The organism is Porphyromonas gingivicanis JCM 15907, from assembly GCF_000614585.1.
GTDB classification, from domain to species: Bacteria; Bacteroidota; Bacteroidia; order Bacteroidales; family Porphyromonadaceae; genus Porphyromonas; species Porphyromonas gingivicanis.
The window spans coordinates 57,107-74,602 of the sequence record NZ_BAKX01000004.1 but is presented as its reverse complement, the minus strand read 5'-3'; the positions used below and the strand labels follow the sequence as shown (position 1 = coordinate 74,602).

Annotated in this window: 12 protein-coding genes and 3 pseudogenes; 10 read left to right on the top strand and 5 right to left on the bottom strand. The window is 41.8% G+C overall.

All coding sequences use genetic code 11. The annotated features are described in order from the left end of the window. Positions 1-136: 136 nt before the first annotated feature. Together JCM15907_RS05725 and JCM15907_RS13000 are read right to left on the bottom strand one after the other, a co-directional pair. On the bottom strand, positions 137-478 hold the full coding sequence (locus tag JCM15907_RS05725) for a DUF1573 domain-containing protein (RefSeq protein WP_370664413.1): 342 nt from the start codon (positions 476-478) through the stop codon (positions 137-139). Between the two features lie 1,218 nt (positions 479-1,696). Next, positions 1,697-1,918, bottom strand: coding sequence for a hypothetical protein (locus tag JCM15907_RS13000; RefSeq protein ID WP_159099918.1), 222 nt, complete (start codon positions 1,916-1,918; stop codon positions 1,697-1,699). A gap of 90 nt (positions 1,919-2,008) precedes the next feature. Between JCM15907_RS13000 and JCM15907_RS05710 the strand changes: the two genes are divergently transcribed. The 10 genes and pseudogenes from JCM15907_RS05710 (at position 2,009) to JCM15907_RS11020 (ending at position 15,309) form a co-directional block, all read left to right on the top strand. Continuing rightward, a complete protein-coding gene (locus JCM15907_RS05710; protein WP_025843063.1) occupies positions 2,009-2,233 on the top strand; it encodes a helix-turn-helix transcriptional regulator in 225 nt (74 codons plus the stop codon). Next, positions 2,230-2,565 carry a HipA N-terminal domain-containing protein gene (locus tag JCM15907_RS05705; RefSeq protein ID WP_025843062.1) on the top strand — a complete coding sequence of 112 codons (336 nt, stop codon included), beginning with the start codon at positions 2,230-2,232 and terminating at the stop codon, positions 2,563-2,565. Before JCM15907_RS05710 ends, JCM15907_RS05705 begins: the two co-directional genes overlap by 4 nt. Beyond that, positions 2,555-3,506: pseudogene (locus JCM15907_RS11035) on the top strand (HipA domain-containing protein). The gene JCM15907_RS05705 and the pseudogene JCM15907_RS11035 overlap by 11 nt, the downstream one beginning before the upstream one ends. 4 nt (positions 3,507-3,510) lie before the next feature. Beyond that, positions 3,511-4,257, top strand: a complete 747-nt coding sequence (locus tag JCM15907_RS13685) for an N-6 DNA methylase (protein ID WP_277907001.1) — start codon at positions 3,511-3,513, stop codon at positions 4,255-4,257. After that, entirely contained in the window at positions 4,154-5,101 is a 948-nt protein-coding gene (locus JCM15907_RS13680; RefSeq protein WP_277906999.1) for an N-6 DNA methylase, read from the top strand. Before JCM15907_RS13685 ends, JCM15907_RS13680 begins: the two co-directional genes overlap by 104 nt. Continuing rightward, complete coding sequence (locus tag JCM15907_RS05690) at positions 5,085-6,188, top strand: restriction endonuclease subunit S (RefSeq protein ID WP_025843061.1); 1,104 nt, start codon at positions 5,085-5,087, stop codon at positions 6,186-6,188. Before JCM15907_RS13680 ends, JCM15907_RS05690 begins: the two co-directional genes overlap by 17 nt. 15 nt (positions 6,189-6,203) lie before the next feature. Further along, on the top strand, positions 6,204-9,500 hold the full coding sequence (locus JCM15907_RS05685; protein ID WP_025843060.1) for a type I restriction endonuclease subunit R: 3,297 nt from the start codon (positions 6,204-6,206) through the stop codon (positions 9,498-9,500). A 136-nt stretch (positions 9,501-9,636) separates the two neighbouring features. Continuing rightward, complete coding sequence (locus JCM15907_RS05680) at positions 9,637-13,830, top strand: NACHT domain-containing protein (protein ID WP_025843059.1); 4,194 nt, start codon at positions 9,637-9,639, stop codon at positions 13,828-13,830. Positions 13,831-14,091: 261 nt separating this feature from the next. Continuing rightward, on the top strand, positions 14,092-14,388 hold the full coding sequence (locus JCM15907_RS13385; RefSeq protein WP_051522410.1) for a DUF4372 domain-containing protein: 297 nt from the start codon (positions 14,092-14,094) through the stop codon (positions 14,386-14,388). Positions 14,389-14,493: 105 nt separating this feature from the next. Then, a pseudogene (locus JCM15907_RS11020) lies at positions 14,494-15,309 on the top strand (IS4 family transposase). A gap of 124 nt (positions 15,310-15,433) precedes the next feature. Here JCM15907_RS11020 and JCM15907_RS05655 read toward each other — a convergent pair. The 3 genes and pseudogenes from JCM15907_RS05655 to JCM15907_RS05645 form a co-directional block, all read right to left on the bottom strand. After that, positions 15,434-16,129, bottom strand: a complete 696-nt coding sequence (locus JCM15907_RS05655) for a hypothetical protein (RefSeq protein ID WP_025843058.1) — start codon at positions 16,127-16,129, stop codon at positions 15,434-15,436. Then, positions 16,126-17,053, bottom strand: a pseudogene (locus JCM15907_RS11015) (relaxase/mobilization nuclease domain-containing protein). The gene JCM15907_RS05655 and the pseudogene JCM15907_RS11015 overlap by 4 nt, the downstream one beginning before the upstream one ends. Next, positions 17,050-17,403, bottom strand: a complete 354-nt coding sequence (locus JCM15907_RS05645) for a MobC family plasmid mobilization relaxosome protein (protein WP_025843057.1) — start codon at positions 17,401-17,403, stop codon at positions 17,050-17,052. The pseudogene JCM15907_RS11015 and the gene JCM15907_RS05645 overlap by 4 nt, the downstream one beginning before the upstream one ends. Positions 17,404-17,496: the final 93 nt, after the last annotated feature.

The following is a 17,496-nucleotide window of genomic DNA, read 5'->3' as shown; positions in this document are numbered from 1 at the left end:
CTCTATTTTCCTCCTTTTTGACCAAGTTTTTCTTATAAGACAGAGCTACATATAAGAAAGAACCTCCAATACCCTCCTATAGAGAGGTTGGTATAAGAAGTCCTTTCTATATGTAGTAATAGATAAATCTACTGATTTACTCTACTACACCCTTAATACGAAGCGTAAAAGCACCATCCTTTCCATTACTATAGACAGCGATTGTTTTCACAAACTGTCCAGGGCGACCAGCAGGATTATAAGTCACCTTTACAGGTGTTTCCTTTCCAGGAGCAACAGGCTCTGTAGAAAATTCAGGAGTTGTACAACCGCAAGAAGCATTGATGCGAGTTATAACGAGCGGAGCCTTGCCTACATTCTTAAGTTTGAAAGTGTAAGAAACAGGACCATTAGCCTCTTTTATGGCTCCAAAATCATATTCTACGACTTCGGCACTAATTACAGCACCGCTTTCTTTCTTTTCATTCTGTGCCCACATTCCTATAGAAAAAAGGAGAGTCGTAAGGGCAAATAATATTGCTTTTTTCATAACTGCATTTATCAATTACATATAAAAACTTCGTTTCACATTCAGCTCTTTTTTCTATTTCAATAACGACAACATCACTAAAGAGCCATCGCAAATATACAAACAAATATGTTGATAGTTGTCAAAAAGGAGTTAAAAACATCACAACTAACCCACAACAATCCCTGAATCCCATCCTTTTTAGTCTATCAAAGGCCCTTCTGGATAGGGTTCAAACATTTCTATAACACTCCTCACAGCTACTTACTTAACTCGTCCATAGATCTAAAGAAGACATCTTGACATATCAGGCTTATACTCAATCTTTCCCGAGGGGTGCTAGCCACAGAGTAAAAAAATTACTCCTAAAAGAGATTTGACAAACAAAACCCCTCCAAGGAAAGTGTATAGTTACAAGGAAAGAAGGATAGAACTACTGAAGGATGACTTAGTTCGCCTCAAAAAAACGAAACCACAATAACAATAGTTCTACCTTCTTTGCGTAATTAGAAGAAAGAGTTGAATTATCGCACCAAAAGGGCAAACTTCTGTCGGGAGCTATGCTGGAAAGTGGTAGCAAAGTTTGAAATCCACGATAGTGCAATCAGTGGCTCACACTCTTTCAAAATAGAGCACAGGAGAGATGAATACAATAGCGAGTAACGTCTCCTTTCAAAAGCCTCTGTACAAACTCCATAAACCATCCAAGCAAACTCTCAAAAGGGTTAATGCTTTTGAGCAAAAGGGTTGATGGTTAGTAACCGCAGCTTTAACCCTCCCTATTAGAAAAAACTACAATAAATTACTTCATCGTCTCATTTTGTATTGCTGACAACTTCCTAAACGAGCTTAAAATGTGGGTAAACTCAGACAGGACATCGGAGTACCTCCTCCTAAAAATGGCTGAACTTAGCACATCTCGTATCCACGTGGCGTTTCGCAACAAAGAACAAAAACCTTCATACGAAAAGAGAGCAACTCTACATTTTCCCATAAATATTTCACCTTACTGCTGCATATAAATATTCCCAAAGAAGCCTATTCACAAAGGAGTGACTCAATCTCCGACGTTTTCCCAGACAAAGAGACTTCAAGAAATACAGACTCAGCAACTTACCTGAAATCACCTCTTCCTACTACTTCCCGATGCAAGAAAGAGATAATGGGGAATAAATATACAGATAGGATTTAGTGGTACCCATTTCGGAGCATATCAAAGCAAAGTGATGCAAGGAAAATATCATAGTCCTCCTTATTGGGTATAATTCCTTCTTTCATTGAAATAATACCCCCGAAAAGGGGCATAATAGATTTCCATTCCTTATATTTGCCACTGATAAGGTATATAATGACTTTGGCGGAGTGAGTCGTGCATAGTGATATGCCTTGAATATGTACCAAAAGAGACAAAATGGGTACATATCTTTGGGACGTGTACCCGAAAACGGCATTTTGGGTACATATCCAGAGTGTGACACTTCAAGCAGCAATTGATATAAAATGGTAGCGAGGACAATCATAGCGCAGTACGTGAAGGAAATGCGCAAAAAATATAAACTGACACAAGTAGACCTATCCGAGAAAGCAGGAGTGGGGCTACGCTTCGTGCGTGAACTCGAGCAGGGTAAGACCACGCTCCGCCTCGACAAGGTCAATAAAATCTTTGAACTCTTTGGCTCGGAGTGTGGTCCTGTGCCGATGAAACGAGAAGGAGATGACGTATGAAACAGGCAATTGTTTATTGGAAAAGCCTCAAGGCAGGCATCCTCACAGAAAGTGATGAAGGCTATTCCTTTGCTTACGACAAGGACTATCTCACTATGCCCGAAGCTCAAGGCATAAGCCTAACAATGCCTTTGCGAAAAGAACCTTTCCAAAGCAATATGCTTCATCCATTTTTTGACGGACTTATCCCTGAGGGATGGCTGTTAGATATTGCTCAGAAGAATTGGAAGATAGACGCAAGGGATCGAATGGCTTTGCTGTTGGCTTGTTGCCGAGACTGCATTGGAGCGGTAAGTATCGAACCTCTAAAAACGATTGAAGATGAAGAATAGATGCCTATACTGCTACGAACCTTTGGTTGATGGAGAGGTGGATTACCATGCAAAGTGTTGTCGTAAATTGTTTGGAACAAACCAAGCGCCGATATTGCCTTATACAAGTAGTGAGGTACGAGCATTGGCAGACGAGGTTGTTCGTTCACAAACCACAATTACAGGAGTACAACCCAAGCTATCTCTTGATTTTGATCAGATGAGCCATTTCCCCAAGCAATTTACCATTGTGGGCTTATGGGGGCGATTTATTCTTAAACCTCAAACAGAGCATTATCCGCATCTCCCCGAGCTGGAGGATGTATCGATGCACCTTGCTGAGATTGCCAAGATAGAGACAGTTCCTCATGGACTGATGCGATTCAGCGATGGCGAACTATGCTACATCACTCGTCGCATAGACCGAACAGGGCAAGGGGAAAAGCTCCCAATGGAAGATATGTGCCAGCTCTCAGAGCGTCTGACCGAATATAAATACAAAGGCTCACACGAGCAGGTAGCCAAGCTGATCTCCAAGTATAGCTCTGTGCCGAAACTTGATCTTGTCAAGTACTGGGAGCGGGGACTCTTTTCGTGGCTGATAGGTAATGCCGATATGCACCTCAAGAATTACTCGCTCTATGCTCCAGAGAGGAACGAATATCAACTTACTCCAGCCTATGACCTGCTGTCTACGGCACTTGTTATTCCTGAGGATACAGAAGAATTGGCACTGACCCTCTGTGGCAAAAAAGCGCAAACTCACTCGCCAACACTTCCTCGAAGCGATGACAGTCTCAGGACTGGATGATAAAGTGTGTGACAATATTTTCGCTCGCTTCCAACACATCCTCCCCGAATGGGAAGCCTGCATCCGCCAGAGCTTCCTTCCTGGAGAGATGCAGGAGCGGTATGTTGCATTGATAAAACATAGATTTGAAACATTCAATTTAAGCATATAATAGAATGGCTAAAAAGAAAAAGGAAGAGACATTCAGTCTCGAAACTATACTATTCAACTGTCGAGACTATCTCCGGAGTAATGCCACCCTCAACGACAAGAGAGACCTACTCTTGACATTGGTATTCCTCCGCTTCATCGGTGAGAAGTTTGAGGATGCTCAAGCGATATTGCGTCAGAGTTTCATAGAGAGTGGGATCACTGACGAGGATATCATCTCTATGCGCCTCAATAACCCTCGAGCATACGGAGGAACTGCATTTGTCCCCGAAAAGGCCCGATGGAGTCTCTTCTTGGAAACTCCGAGTGAAAAGCTAAATAGTACGCTGGACGATGCACTCCAATGTCTTGAGGAGAGTGGCAATACGCTCAAAGGCTGTGTGCGCTTAGGACTATTCACTTCGATAAACTTAGAGAAGAGTGTCATCAAAAAGGTGGTGGATGAGGTCAATAAGATTTCGCACAAGGTCTTCGGAGAGCAGAAAGATCTCATTGGACGAGTCTATGAATACTTCCTCAAGTCTTTTGCTGTCAATGCCTCCAAAGAGGAGGGTGAGTTCTATACCCCTCACGATATTGTAGAGCTGATAGCAGCCTTTATAGAGCCTTATGATGGTACACTCTACGATCTGTTGTGGTTCGGGTGGTATGTTTGTGCAGTGTGCCAAGTATGTAGAGGAAAAGGGTGGAGACATCGCCCAAATCAATGTATATGGTCAAGAGAACGACCCTGCGACCTATCGTTTGGCTAAGATGAACTTAGCGGTGCGAGGTATTTCGCACCACTTAGGCGAGCGGAATGCCTCCTCCTTCACCAACGACCTACACAAAGGACTCACCTTTGATTACATTATGGCTAATCCTCCCTTTAATCTCAAGCGGTGGTACGACACGGCACTCAGCACCGATCCTCGATGGGCAGATTATGGTGTGCCACCAGAGAGCAATGCCAACTATGCGTGGATACTGCATATCCTCTCGAAGCTCAAAGCGGGGCGTGGTGTCGCCGGCTTCCTCCTTGCCAATGGCGCACTGGGAGACAGTGATGCCAGTGAGATACGTCGCAAACTTATCGAAGGGGACAAAGTGGAAGCCATCATCGTACTTCCCAGAGAGCTATTCTACGCTACAGATATATCCGTTACCCTCTGGATACTTAACCAAAACAAGAGAGGTGGCACCCATCATGGTCGAAGGCTACGCAATCGCTCGGGAGAAATCTTATTTATGGATCTCCGTCAATGGACGAGCAATGCAGTAAAAGGCGAACAAAAGAAAAAGGTAGAGTTGCTATCAGACCAAATACGTAAAGCCGCTGACATCTATTTTCGTTGGCAGAGAGAGGGCACAGACGGTACGCAATATGCCGAACCCGAACTCTATCGATCAGTGGGTATAGACGAACTGCGAGCCAATGACTTTACACTGGTTCCCAGTCGTTATATCGAGTTTGTAGATAGGGATAGCCAGATTGACTACCACCAAGTACTCACCGCAACAGCTAACACAGTGTCTGACCTACTCAAGCGTCAAAGAGAGAATGATAAGAGGTTACGTCAAGCACTTAAACAATTAGGCTATGACTGCGAAGAATAAGATAGCTCCGTGGGTAAGGCTCGGGGACTATATAACCCAAAGACGGGAAAAGAACAGCGGATTATCTCTTCCAATAAGAGGAGTTACTAGCGATGGGTTTATTCCTCCTAAACAATTGGATGCAAATACAATGTTGTACAATGTCTTCTATAAAAAAGACTTTGTATTCAATCCAGCACGAATGGAGTTAAATTCAATAGCCTTGAATACAGATTATGAAAAGGCTATCTGCTCTTCTTTGTACGAAATATTTTATATCAATAAACCAGACAAACTTCTTCCTGAATACTTATACTTGTATATTAAGAGAGGAGAATTTGCAAGATATTGTTGGTATGATGCTATTGGCTCCGCACGTAACTATTTCCGTGTGGCTAATATGCAAGATATTCGTATTCCGTTGCCATCAATTGAAGTACAACAAGAGTTAGTCGATACTTATACTGGACTAAAGCGTTTAGCCGAAGATAACGAAGCCTTAATAGCTCCTCTTACGGAGGCTTGTCAAGCATTTATTGTAGACTGCAAGAAGAAATATCCAACAGTTGAACTCGGTAAGTACATCGAGGAATATAATCAGCTTAATCAAGATAATACTATCAAAGTCGTTAAAAGTGTATCTGTAGCCAAAGAGTTTAAGGAAACTGGAGCTAAGGTAAATAAAAACGAATTGTCAGGCTATAAAATAGTGCCTCCAATGTTTATTTCATACGTACAGACAACAAAAAATGAAAAATGTTTTGCTTGTGCATTGAATAGGTTAGGAGAATCTATCGTGGTAACCTCTGTAAATAAAGTTCTCGGTGTTAGGGATAGTCGTAAACTGAGTATTGAGTATCTATATTTGTTATTGACTAAACCTGAATTCGACCGTTATGCAATATATCATTCTTGGGGAAGTGCTCGAGAAACTTTTGATTGGACGGAGCTGTGTCGTGTGTCTATTGCCTTGCCTCCCCCTGAGGTTCAGCAGTCAATAGTGAATCTTTATCACTGTATTGAGGAGGCAAAAAAGATTGCGAGCGAAGCTCGAGCACAATTACAAACCCTATGTCCAGCACTGCTACAGTACGCCGAACATAACTAAAGAAAGTAAACGAAAATGAAGTTTTATGAAAGTGAATATGAGGAAGCCCTCATAGACTTGCTACAGCAGGAAGGATGGGAGTACACGCACGGAGGTAATATAAGACGGAACAATAGAGATATTCTTATTTCCAGAGACTTACACCAGTACCTCCAAGAACGCTATCCGACATTGGAAGCTAATGATTTGGATGAAATTGTCAGCCACCTACAGCATACAGGGGGACAGACTAACTTTGATATACTCCGCAATACGTATCGTCTTCTGCGAGAGGGCTATCGCTATACTCGTCACTCCGATGGCGAGATTTTCGATATAGAGTATATTGACTTCGATACCCCTTCGGACAATCGCTTCCGTTGTGTCAATCAATACGAAGTGGGCTATGGGATACAAGGGGATAGGCGTATTCCTGATGTGCTACTCTTTGTCAATGGTATCCCCCTCTGTATCTTTGAGCTGAAGAACCCTACGGATGCCACGGCAACCATAGCAGATGCCTATCAGCAAATCCACACTCGCTACATGAGGGATATACCGCATCTACTGCGATACTGTCCACTCTCCTGTATCAGCGATGCGACCGCCAACAATACTAAACTGGGTACGACCTATACGCCCTATGAGCATTATTATGCTTGGAAGAAAGTCAATAACGAAGACAAGGCAGCAGAGAAAGGTTTGGACCAAGTGCGTACAATCGTATCGGGAGTGTATGCCCCTGTGCGTTTTCTGGAGATTGTGCGTGATTATATCTACTTTCCAGACGAGGTCTATCCTAAGCAAGAAGAAGTCGTCTGTCGCTACCCTCAATTCTTTGCGACTCGTATGCTTCGAGAGAGTGTAGTTCAAGCATTTGAGAGGCAAGATAACAAGGGAGGTACTTACTTCGGGGCTACGGGGTGTGGCAAGACCTACACGATGATGTTTTTGGCTCGCCAACTCTCCTTGCGTTGTCCCGAACTTGGCTCTCCTACCATTGTGATGATAGTAGACCGTGAGGATTTGCAGTCCCAAGCGGGCAAACTATTCTTACGTTCTGAGGATTTTCTCTCGATAGGTGCAGCCAAGATCATCGCTGACCGAGAGAACCTGAAAACTGAAATGTCCCTTCGGCAGTCGGGAGGATTCTTTATCTGTACCATCCAGAAGTTTTGTGAGGAGATAGGGCTGCTCAATACACGACACAACATTATTTGCTTTTCCGACGAAGCTCATCGTAGCCAAGTACGGCTCAACACTCAACTCAAGGTTCGGCATACAGCCAAGGAGGGAACATCACCCAAAGAGGCTGAGCAAATAGGAGCTTTTGTCACGAAGCCTTATGCCGAGCATCTGCGTACTGCCTTCCCCAACGCTACTTTCGTCGGCTTTACTGGTACGCCCATAGATGAAACGATACAGGTCTTTGGTGGTATTGTCGATAGCTATACGATGAAGCAGGCTGTTGATGATGGCATCACCGTAGACTTGAAGTATATCCCACGCATCGCCAAGGTTACACTCGACACGGCTAAAGTTGAAGAAATAGACCATTACTACAATCAGTGTGCAGAGGAGGGAGCGACAGAGGCTGATATTGCGACAAGCAAGAAGGCAATGAGTGCTATGGAGGTTATCTTGGGGGACGATGAGCGACTGGAGCGACTCGCCAAGGATATAGCAGAGCACTATACTCAGGCTTGTAACAACAAGTCGGATGTACCCCAAAAGGCTATGATTGTGTGCAGCAAAAGATCTATTGCATACAATCTATTGAAGAAGTTTGAGTCCTTATATCCAGACTGGTTCGTTGAGCGAAAGTCTCCTGATGATACATTATTGAGTGATGATGAGTTACGAAGTCTGCCCCCAATGCCTACCATTGCTATGGTGGCAACACGTGGAAAGGATGACCCGAAAGAAATGTATGACTATCTGGGGGATAGAAGTCGGACAAAGTTGCTCGACGATGCATTCAAGATGGAGCAGTCCAACTTCCGTATTGTCATAGTTGTCGATATGTGGATTACAGGCTTCGATGTCCCCTGCTTAACCTATCTATACAACGATAAGCCATTGCAGAAACAAACGCTCATACAGACCATTAGTCGTGTGAACCGTAAATTTGCAGGCAAGGAGTTTGGGTATGTCATAGACTATATCGGTATCCGAAAGAATATGATGGAGGCAATGAGTCGATTTGGAGGGGAAGACTTTGGACCAAGTGAGGATGATGTACAGCAGGCATTGGAAGCTCTCATCGTAGAGATTGACCTCATCAAAAAGCTCTTTGTGGGCTTTGACCTCACTCCTTTCATCGACAAGAATACAAAGCCATTGGAGCGACTGGAATGCCTTTCCGAAGCTGCCAATTATGTCCAGTCGCAAACGTCTGGATGGAACAAAGACCAAGGAAATCGTCCTCCAAAAGCCGTCAGCGCTCAAAGTTATTTCTTAGCTCATATCAAACGCCTTCGAGTGGCGTATGATATCTGTCAGCCATCAGCTGTCCTTAATCACGAATTACTTTCGCTCTCGCAATGCTTTATGGCGATAGCTTCTTATATTCGAAAGACTTCTGGTGACAAGCACGATGCTGAGAGTATGAATAGAGCCGTGGAGAAGATGGTGAGGGAAGCTCTGGTGTGTAACTCTGTGGTCAGTATTCTTGATACCGATGTGGAGGAACAGATTTTTAGTGCTGAGTTTGTAGCACAACTCGAGGGTATCAAACTACCCGCAACTAAGTTGGAAGTATTAGTAAAGATGCTCCGCAAAGCCATTAGAGAGTATAAGAATACCAATAAAATCGCAGCAGAGAAGTATGAGGAGTTGCTAAAGGAAACATTGGACAAGTATCACGAACGTCGATCTGCTCTTTCGGCAGAAGAAGCCTCGCATACACAAGCGACAGCAGTTTCTGAGATTATGGAAGAGGCAACGAAGCAGGCTCTGGATTTGCTGAAACAACTCGGCAAGGATCGAGAGAGTTTTCGACATCTGGGTCTGACCTTTGAGGAAAAGGCATTCTATGATATTTTAATGCACTTACGAGATAAGTACAATTTCGAGTATGGAGAGGATAAAGAGGAGAATGGTTTTATCTTCAATGACAAGTGTAAGATATTGGCGAAGAAGATTAAGGAGCTGATAGACATCCAATCCTCTTTTACCGACTGGCTCAATAATAGTAATATCCGTGCAGACCTCAACAACAAGATATTCATTTGTCTCCACCAAAATGGCTATCCCCCTCAGTACAATGACGAGGTTATCGACCAAGTGATGGAGCAGGTGGAGCACTTCAAGGAAAATCACCAAGGAGGGTAGTGTTAATAGGAAGTAGCAATGATAATGCAAGAAGACCAATGTATAGAATCATTAATTATTGAACTAAAATCCTTCATAGATGCTATCGATAATAACTATAATAACTAAACTTATTGAGTATAAACACACCAACTAAATGATTATTGTATTTATTATATTCTTTTCCTTGTTCCTGTGGTTTGTAGCCAGATTTACTTTTATTGCTCTTGTTATAAAAGAGGTGCGTAGGGCAAATTGGAAGGAATGGACTAATATAATTGTAGGATTTCTGAAGAAGCATGCTGAGCGTAACGTGTTCTACACTTTTATGGCAACAGAGACGGCTCTTGCAGGTATTATACCTCAACTTCTGAGAGTTCACATTTCTGTCCGTTCCGCAGATAAAGAAATAACCTTTTTGGGGTATCTGTCCCAAAATTCTGAATGGTTGAGTTTTGGAATAGCCATATTAATTGCAGTCGGCTATTATCTTTATCTTTGGTATTCAAATAAGAGAAAACCTGAAGAGTTGCGAAAACTAGTTGAAGCATGTAGTCTGATTGATGAGGAATTTAACTTCACTCCTTCTCAGAAATGGTTTGAAGAACAAAATTCTAAGCAAATAAAGAATCTAGACAAACGTTATTCCGAAGAACGAAATTTTCCATTTGAAAATATGGATTTCGCATTGGCTTCATTGCACACCACTGATAAGTTCAAGCCTTTACTAAAAAAGGATATAGGAAGGTTCAGGGATACATTAAAATCATTTATTAGAAATACAGATAAAGAACTGTCTTATTCTGAAATTTTAGCTCAATGTAGACTTCTTGTTGAGAATATGGACAACCTAAGTGGAACTGTAACTTCTTATCTTGAATTAAGAGAATCGGTAAATGAATTTCTATCCGCATTTGACGATCTTTATTATAATTCTGGGAACAACAATAGAGATGGATTTCAAACAAAAGGGAATTCTATTCGTGAAGATGGATATGCCCTAAAGAAAGTGCTTTCCAATAGATGGATTGAGTTCAAGAAATATCATACAATTATAGTTACAGGTGTTGCTGGTACGGGAAAATCCCATCTCATAGGAGATATGGTAACTCAACGAAAACGTATTCACGAGCCATCCATATTACTTTTGGGGCAACATTTCACACTATCATCTGATCCTCTCTCCCAAATTCGAGAGTTATTGGATATCAAGTGCAAGAAGGAGAAATTATTGACGCAACTCAATAATTATGGAAGGAGAATAGGAGAACCTGTGGTAATATTTATTGATGCTATTAATGAAGGAGCTGGCGAGGAGTTATGGAGCAAATTTCTGTTGGCCTTTTTGCAAGAAATAGAGTCATGTGAGTACCTGCGCCTTGTTATAAGTTTCCGCATATCTGATCGTAAAAATTGGTTTTATGATGTTGCCCACAATCCAGCATACGCAGTATATCAACACCATGGGTTCAAAGGATATGAGCGTGAAGCTTGTGAGTACATGTTCTCATCTTTCGGGATAGAGCAACCGACTTGGCCTATATATGGAGAGGAATTTTCAAATCCTCTTTTCTTAATCAAGTACTGTCGCAATCATGAAAGAAGTCATCGTCCATTGGTGTTTACAAATTTCTGGATAACCCTTCTAGAGTACTGTAATGATACCAATCATGAAATAGCGATAGATTTTAAATATAACGAAGCTCAAAATCTTGTAATTAAAGCACTGCGTTCAGTAGCAGAGTTAATGGTTACAGCTGGTAGTCGTTGGTATCTCGAATACCAAGTCGTAATGATGCGGTTGGCTCAGGATGCTCAATATACAAAGGCTCCCAATGAATTCTTTGAATTGCTGATTGATGAGGGGTTATTAAGAACGGAGCTCTACAATGGTACTACTTATGTAAACTTTGGTTTTGAAAGACTAGGTGATTATTTCATTGCTGAATATATGATTTCTAAACTTCCAGCATCGCAATGGTTCGATTATCATTGGGGTAATCTTACTGAACCTTTAGCTATTCTTATTCCAATGACTAAAGATACAGAGCTGATAGAACTTGTTGAGAAAAAGGATAAGGATAAGGCGTTTCAAGCATTTATTAATAGTTCGGTATGGAGAGATATTTTTACAAAGAAAGGTCAGGAGCTAATACATAGGATTAAGGATGCAAAAGAATACAGTTTGTTGTTTGAAATTATCTTATCGTGTCCTTACAGAGCAGATGAAACTTCAAATGGATTTACTCTTTATGATGTGCTGTGGAATTTAAGCATGGTGCAAAGAGACGAAATATGGACTGTTTTTATTTCTGATCCATGGGCACATGGCAAGCAACTCATGGATTTGGCTCGATGGGGGTGTGGGGCTTCGGTCGACACTCTTAAATCAATAGATAATCAGATTGCTAAAGCATGCCTTGAGACTCTAATTTGGGGATTAGCCACGACTTGGAGAGAACTGAGAGATTACATCACTCATGCTATTGTGAATATCTTAACTCAGCATAAGAATCTTCTTTTGCCATTGCTGGAGAAATATAGTTTCGTTAATGACCCTTACATTCAAGAGCGTCTTTGGTGTGCTATTTATGGGGTGTTACTCCTAATGCAAGATAGAGAAAGTTGTTGTACCACAGCAAAGTGGGTATACGACAATGTGTTTCTTCAGAAGTGCGTTCCTGAACATGTTTTAGTTCGCGACTATGCTTGTAATATTGTAGAGCTTGGTCTTAGCTATGGCTTAGACGTAGCTATAGATAAGAAATCTATACATGTACCATTTACGGATGGTTCTTTACCAGAAATCCCTTCAAATGATGAGATAACCGCAAAGTATGATAGAGATTGGAAAACAATTCCAGAAAATGAACTAGACGTATACAGGGTTCAGCATTCAATCTTATCATCTATGGCTCCTGAATATGGTGTGCGGAGCTATGGTGATTTTGGTAGATATGTATTCCAATCTAATCTTTCTAGTTTTGGGGAGGATATCGAGATGTTGTCAAATTGGGCTATACATATAATTTTTGAAGAATATGGATATGATCCTAATATCTTTGTTCATTTTGATAGAACCAACAATAGTTACAACCGACATCACAACAAGATTGAACGTATAGGAAAGAAATATCAATGGATAGCCATGTATCGTATTATGGCTCGAATGATGGATAAATACCCAGAAAAAGATTGGAGTAATGAATGGTCTATTCCTGTACAAAGAGCTAGAACTATCGATCCTACGATATATCCTATACGCAAGTCATTACATCATCAGAGCAAATATAAACTTCCTAAATTTGATATATCAAGACCAAAGAGTGATGTTAAATGGTTGAAAGCATGGAAGAATATGCCAAGGATTAGTGAGTATGTTCTTATTACTGATGAAAATGGAATTGAATGGGTAAATTTATTTTCGTATAGCAGGTTTGTGCATGAACCAAATGACGATAAGTCTTCTATAAGAGATTTATGGACTTTTATCCAAGCATATATTGTCAATAAGGAGGATTTGAGTACAGTATGCGACAATTTATACAATGTAGGAATAGAAGGACGTTCCTTTCATGAGAACTCCGATATTTATAACATATTTACCCGAGAGTTTTATTGGTCCTCAATTTATATGCAAGTTGTAAGTGATGAGTATTACAAAAAGATACCATTCTCTGTTGGACACAAGAATTTCGATGGTATTATCATTGAGCCTGCTTATTTACAATACACGCTTTCAACCGATGATGATATTTCATTAGAAGAGTCCGTGAATTTGCTGATGCCTAATGAGTGGTTATTTAAAGGACTCCAGTTGAGATTCTCTAATGATACTGGAGTATGGGTAAATGGTAAAAACGAGGTTGTTGTATTGGATAACTATATGTACTCAAGTGGTCATAGAGCATTATTCGTTCGTAAAGATTTTCTTCTCGAGTATCTAAATACTAACGGAAAGACTATGTTTTGGCCTATCCTAACAGAGAGAATGATTCGTTATCCAAAAGATATAGGAGCCAATCATGCTCAGAACGGTGGCTATGCTTATATGGATAATAAAGGTTTTATACATCAGAAAATCAGGAATTATGAACCTTCAGACTTTGTTCGAAGATATTCAAGTATTAAGAAACTGTTCAGTAAGAAAATCTCTGCTATGTTGCTTTGGCTTCATCAGCATCATCTTGTTTGGTTGCCCAAAAACAAGAAAATAAAACTATACTATGGTATGGGTGATATACATACAAGAAATTTCGGCTCAGGTATTCTCAGTAAAGATGAAAGCGTTAATATATCAGAATGGCTAAAGGAGCTAGGAGAGGATTCTGAAATAACAAAGAAAGAATAGAATAAGGAGTTATTATTGGGGACTTATGACAAAAGGACTTGTTTCGCGAAACAAGTCCTTTTGTGGATTTATATGTCCTCTATCTTTGGGTAATTACTTTAGACCTATACGCTTTCTTATAGGGAGTTTGGCGCAAGGCAAAAATCCTGTTTTATTGCTGTCCGGTAAACACTTTTCTTCTGATATAAAATTAGGCTGAAGTCCTCTTGGAGGTCTCCAACCTTTTTTGCTACTTTGTATGTAAAGAAAAACACGAGTAGGGTGGGCAAAAGTACATATTTTACCGGACAGCCGGTCTATAGTCAAGTGATAAAATTGTTGGACAAGGCAAAAATCCAACAAATAAGCCTTGATACCTTGGGTAGCGAGCGTTACGTCAAACGTTTGACAGGGTGGTATCATCTAATCATCATGCTTTTTGGCATCCTCAAACACTTTGATTCTCTGCGTGAATTAGAGATTGGCATGAAAGCCGAAACTAGGAAACTCTCCCACTTGGGACTCAACTACCTTGTGCGTCGCAGTACATTGGCAGAGGCCAATCAACGTCGCCCCTAGGAGTTCTTTGCCAAGGTCTATGCCTCTCTCTTGGAACGCTACAGCCCGTTTTTAGCGGACAGCCGCTCTGCAGGCAACGAAAAACCATGGATAAAACAGCTCTATATGATGGATTCAACCACCATTACTCTCTTTGATAATATCCTAAAGGGAGTGGGGCGACACCCTAAGAGTGGCAAGAAGAAAGGGGGAATGAAGGTGCACACGGTCATGAAATATCAGGTAGGCGTTCCTATGGTAGTTCAACTTACCTCTGCTGCCAAACATAACCACTACCTGCTCAAAGAGGTGCATCTTCCCAAAGATTCCACCCTAGCCATGGATAGAGCCTACATTGATTATGCCTAATTTCAGAGACTGACGGAGGAGGGAGTATGTTATGTAACAAAGATGAAGAAGAACCTCAAATACAAGGAGTTGTCTTCTACGGCCTATGTTTCTCCCGATGGACTGGTAACGCATATTGACAAGCATATCCTCTTTGAAAAAGGGGAAATAAGGCATCAAGCAAGATGCGTAGAGTTATGGAGTAAGGATACGAAGAAGTCTGTCGTTTTGCTGACCAACAATTTTGAACTTTCCGTCACAGATTTAGCCGAAATCTACAAGCGCCGATGGGCGATAGAAACGCTTTACAAACAGCTCAAACAAAATTTCCCCCTGCATTTCTTCTACGGAGAGAGTGTCAATGCCATACAAATCCAAACTTGGGTGGTGCTCATCGCTAATCTGCTCTGTACGATACTCTCGAGGATGATAAAAAGGTACGTCTCTTTCTCTCAAATCGTGACCATGCTCCGCTTGACCTTGATGTATTACACCGACTTCATGGCTTTCATGGAGAATCCGATGAAAGATGAGTGCGCCATTCTTGCGGAAAGGGAAAATTCACCACCACCGGAGCCATCATTATTTGATTAGGGGGCTTGCTTTTTGAAAATAGAAGCCCGAAGGCCTATTATAAAGGCCTTCGGGCTGGAAAAATATGTGATTTTGAGTTTTACCGGACAGCAATAATCCTGTTTATGTTTTTTGGGGTTGTTAATCATCGTTTTAGTTTTTGGAAGATAATAGCTTGCTCCTCTGTGAGTCGTTGTTGCTGGAGGACGAGCTCTGCTTGGCGTTGGATTGCGAGTTCGTAGTTGCTGACTTGGTGGCGGAGTTGGTGAATGGAGTCGGAGGAGTCTTCGGAAGTGAAGAGACTGTCGAGATGGGCGATAGTGGGGCTATTATAGCCTTGCTCCATACGTAGGATGCGGTAGCGAAGGGCGTAGCTTTCGAGAGTCTGATTGGCATTATGGAGATATACTGCCCAGCCAATTGTACAGGCGAGGAGTACAAAAGATATACCCCAGATGAGCCACTCCACCCATCGCTTGACATCAAAGAGGTAGTACTTCTTGACTGTTGGAGGAGATTGAGTTTCTTGAATTTTCTCGGATAGAGAGGCTATGCTTTCGGCTTGTTGCTCTTGGGTCTTTGTGATGCCATCTTTGATTTCTCGGATTCGTTTGCCTAGGACGATAGCGACATCTGTCAGTTCACTCTTGAATTTGCCATCTATTTCAATCTTTTGCCCAATAAGGCGTGCTACATCCGTAAGAGAGATGCCATCCTCTTCTGATGATGTAGTTGTTGAGATTGGTTGAGATGCAAGGTTGGAGATACTCGTTTTGAGTTCTCTGTTCTGTTGCTTGATTTCCTCGAGTATTTCGAGAAGGATGTTCATTTGTTCGTTCATAATCTTCTACGTTTTGGTTTCTTATTAGCTTGATTTCTTAGTTTACGTTGGAATACGAGTTCTGCGACATCCACGGCAGGCGCATTGCTATCGAAAAGCCTCTCACCAAGGTCTTCTATGGCTTCGCCCAGCTCTCCGATAAAACTTCCTGTTTCAGAGGAAGGTAGTGGCGAAGAAAGAGCTTGCTTTGCATTCTGTTCTAAAGCAAAGGAGAGTTTGGAGTAGCTACACGAGCGGTCGATGTGTGAACCACTAAAACTTACGCCATCTTTGCTGAAGAGTACGCCCTCGACCTGCTCAGTTTGTCCTTTTGTCTTGAATTGTATGTCTATCCCTTGGCAGTCTCAGAGCAGAAGAGAGTTCGTTCCAATTCTTGCACTGAGGCAATACAGCTTTGATGGTATCGAAGATTTCATACCGAAGTCTGTCATTCCCTCGAAGCCGATCACGTTTTACTGCCTCTTTTCCTTCGCCCCATTTCAACTGGTTAGCCTCGGTGATTTCTTTGCAAACCTTTGTTGATCGGTACTTTTCGTTGCTGTCGGAAATTGTCTTGCCGTTGTTGTCTATACGATTGATGCAGATGTGTACGTGGGGATGCTCTCTGTCGAGATGGCGTACTATGAGGTATTGTGTATCTCCATAGCCCATCTTTTGCAAGTATTGTAGTGCCAAGTTATTCATCGTCTTGTCGTCCAGTCGCTCAGCATCCTCAGCCGAGAAACTCAAAATGGTATGACAGACAGGCTTCTTCACATTAGGACGCATTGAGGCTTGTAGTGCAAAGTCGCTGGCTATCTCGTGGGACGAAGCATCCCTCCTAACTCCTTCTGCATAGAGAACTCTTGCTTTTCCCTCTTGCTTCCCGAGGATATAGGCGAGCACTCCAGAAAAGGATGTCCCTTTGATTATCTTGGCTATCATGATTTCAGAGCTTTGAGTTGTTCATCGACTAAAAGTTTGAGCATTCGTAGTTCGGTTGGTATGGTGGAGATGCCAAAAGTGTGAAGGCGATGAGCTATCTGATTGATGTTGTTTGCTATTCCAGAGAGCTGACGTATCTCTCGCATCTGTTCAGGAGTAATTCTGGGCTTGATGGGACTTTCTGAGATAAGCATTCTCAGAAAGTCATTCTTATTGATACCAGCCTCTGAGGCTTTACTTTTGAGAGTGAAGTACTCCATCGTATTCAGTTTTAGTAGGACGGAGTAGCTTCTCTTCTCGGATAGTTTTTTAGTGGGGCGTCCCCCTTTCTTTTTGTCTTCTGTTTTCATTGTTCCTTTTGTTTTATTGATGAGACCATCGGGATTATTTCGTCCTGTTTGATGGGCGTTGAGGAGGTTTTGGGTAACCCAAAACACAAACTT

Bases quoted from the DNA above. Each gene is read 5' to 3' on its own strand.
- JCM15907_RS05725 (WP_370664413.1), bottom strand. From the start codon at position 478: ATGTGGGCACAGAATGAAAAGAAAGAAAGCGGTGCTGTAATTAGTGCC.
- JCM15907_RS05710 (WP_025843063.1), top strand. From the start codon at position 2,009: ATGGTAGCGAGGACAATCATAGCGCAGTACGTGAAGGAAATGCGCAAA.
- JCM15907_RS05705 (WP_025843062.1), top strand. From the start codon at position 2,230: ATGAAACAGGCAATTGTTTATTGGAAAAGCCTCAAGGCAGGCATCCTC.
- JCM15907_RS13685 (WP_277907001.1), top strand. From the start codon at position 3,511: ATGGCTAAAAAGAAAAAGGAAGAGACATTCAGTCTCGAAACTATACTA.
- JCM15907_RS13680 (WP_277906999.1), top strand. From the start codon at position 4,154: ATGTTTGTGCAGTGTGCCAAGTATGTAGAGGAAAAGGGTGGAGACATC.
- JCM15907_RS05690 (WP_025843061.1), top strand. From the start codon at position 5,085: ATGACTGCGAAGAATAAGATAGCTCCGTGGGTAAGGCTCGGGGACTAT.
- JCM15907_RS05685 (WP_025843060.1), top strand. From the start codon at position 6,204: ATGAAGTTTTATGAAAGTGAATATGAGGAAGCCCTCATAGACTTGCTA.
- JCM15907_RS05680 (WP_025843059.1), top strand. From the start codon at position 9,637: ATGATTATTGTATTTATTATATTCTTTTCCTTGTTCCTGTGGTTTGTA.
- JCM15907_RS05655 (WP_025843058.1), bottom strand. From the start codon at position 16,129: ATGAACGAACAAATGAACATCCTTCTCGAAATACTCGAGGAAATCAAG.
- JCM15907_RS05645 (WP_025843057.1), bottom strand. From the start codon at position 17,403: ATGAAAACAGAAGACAAAAAGAAAGGGGGACGCCCCACTAAAAAACTA.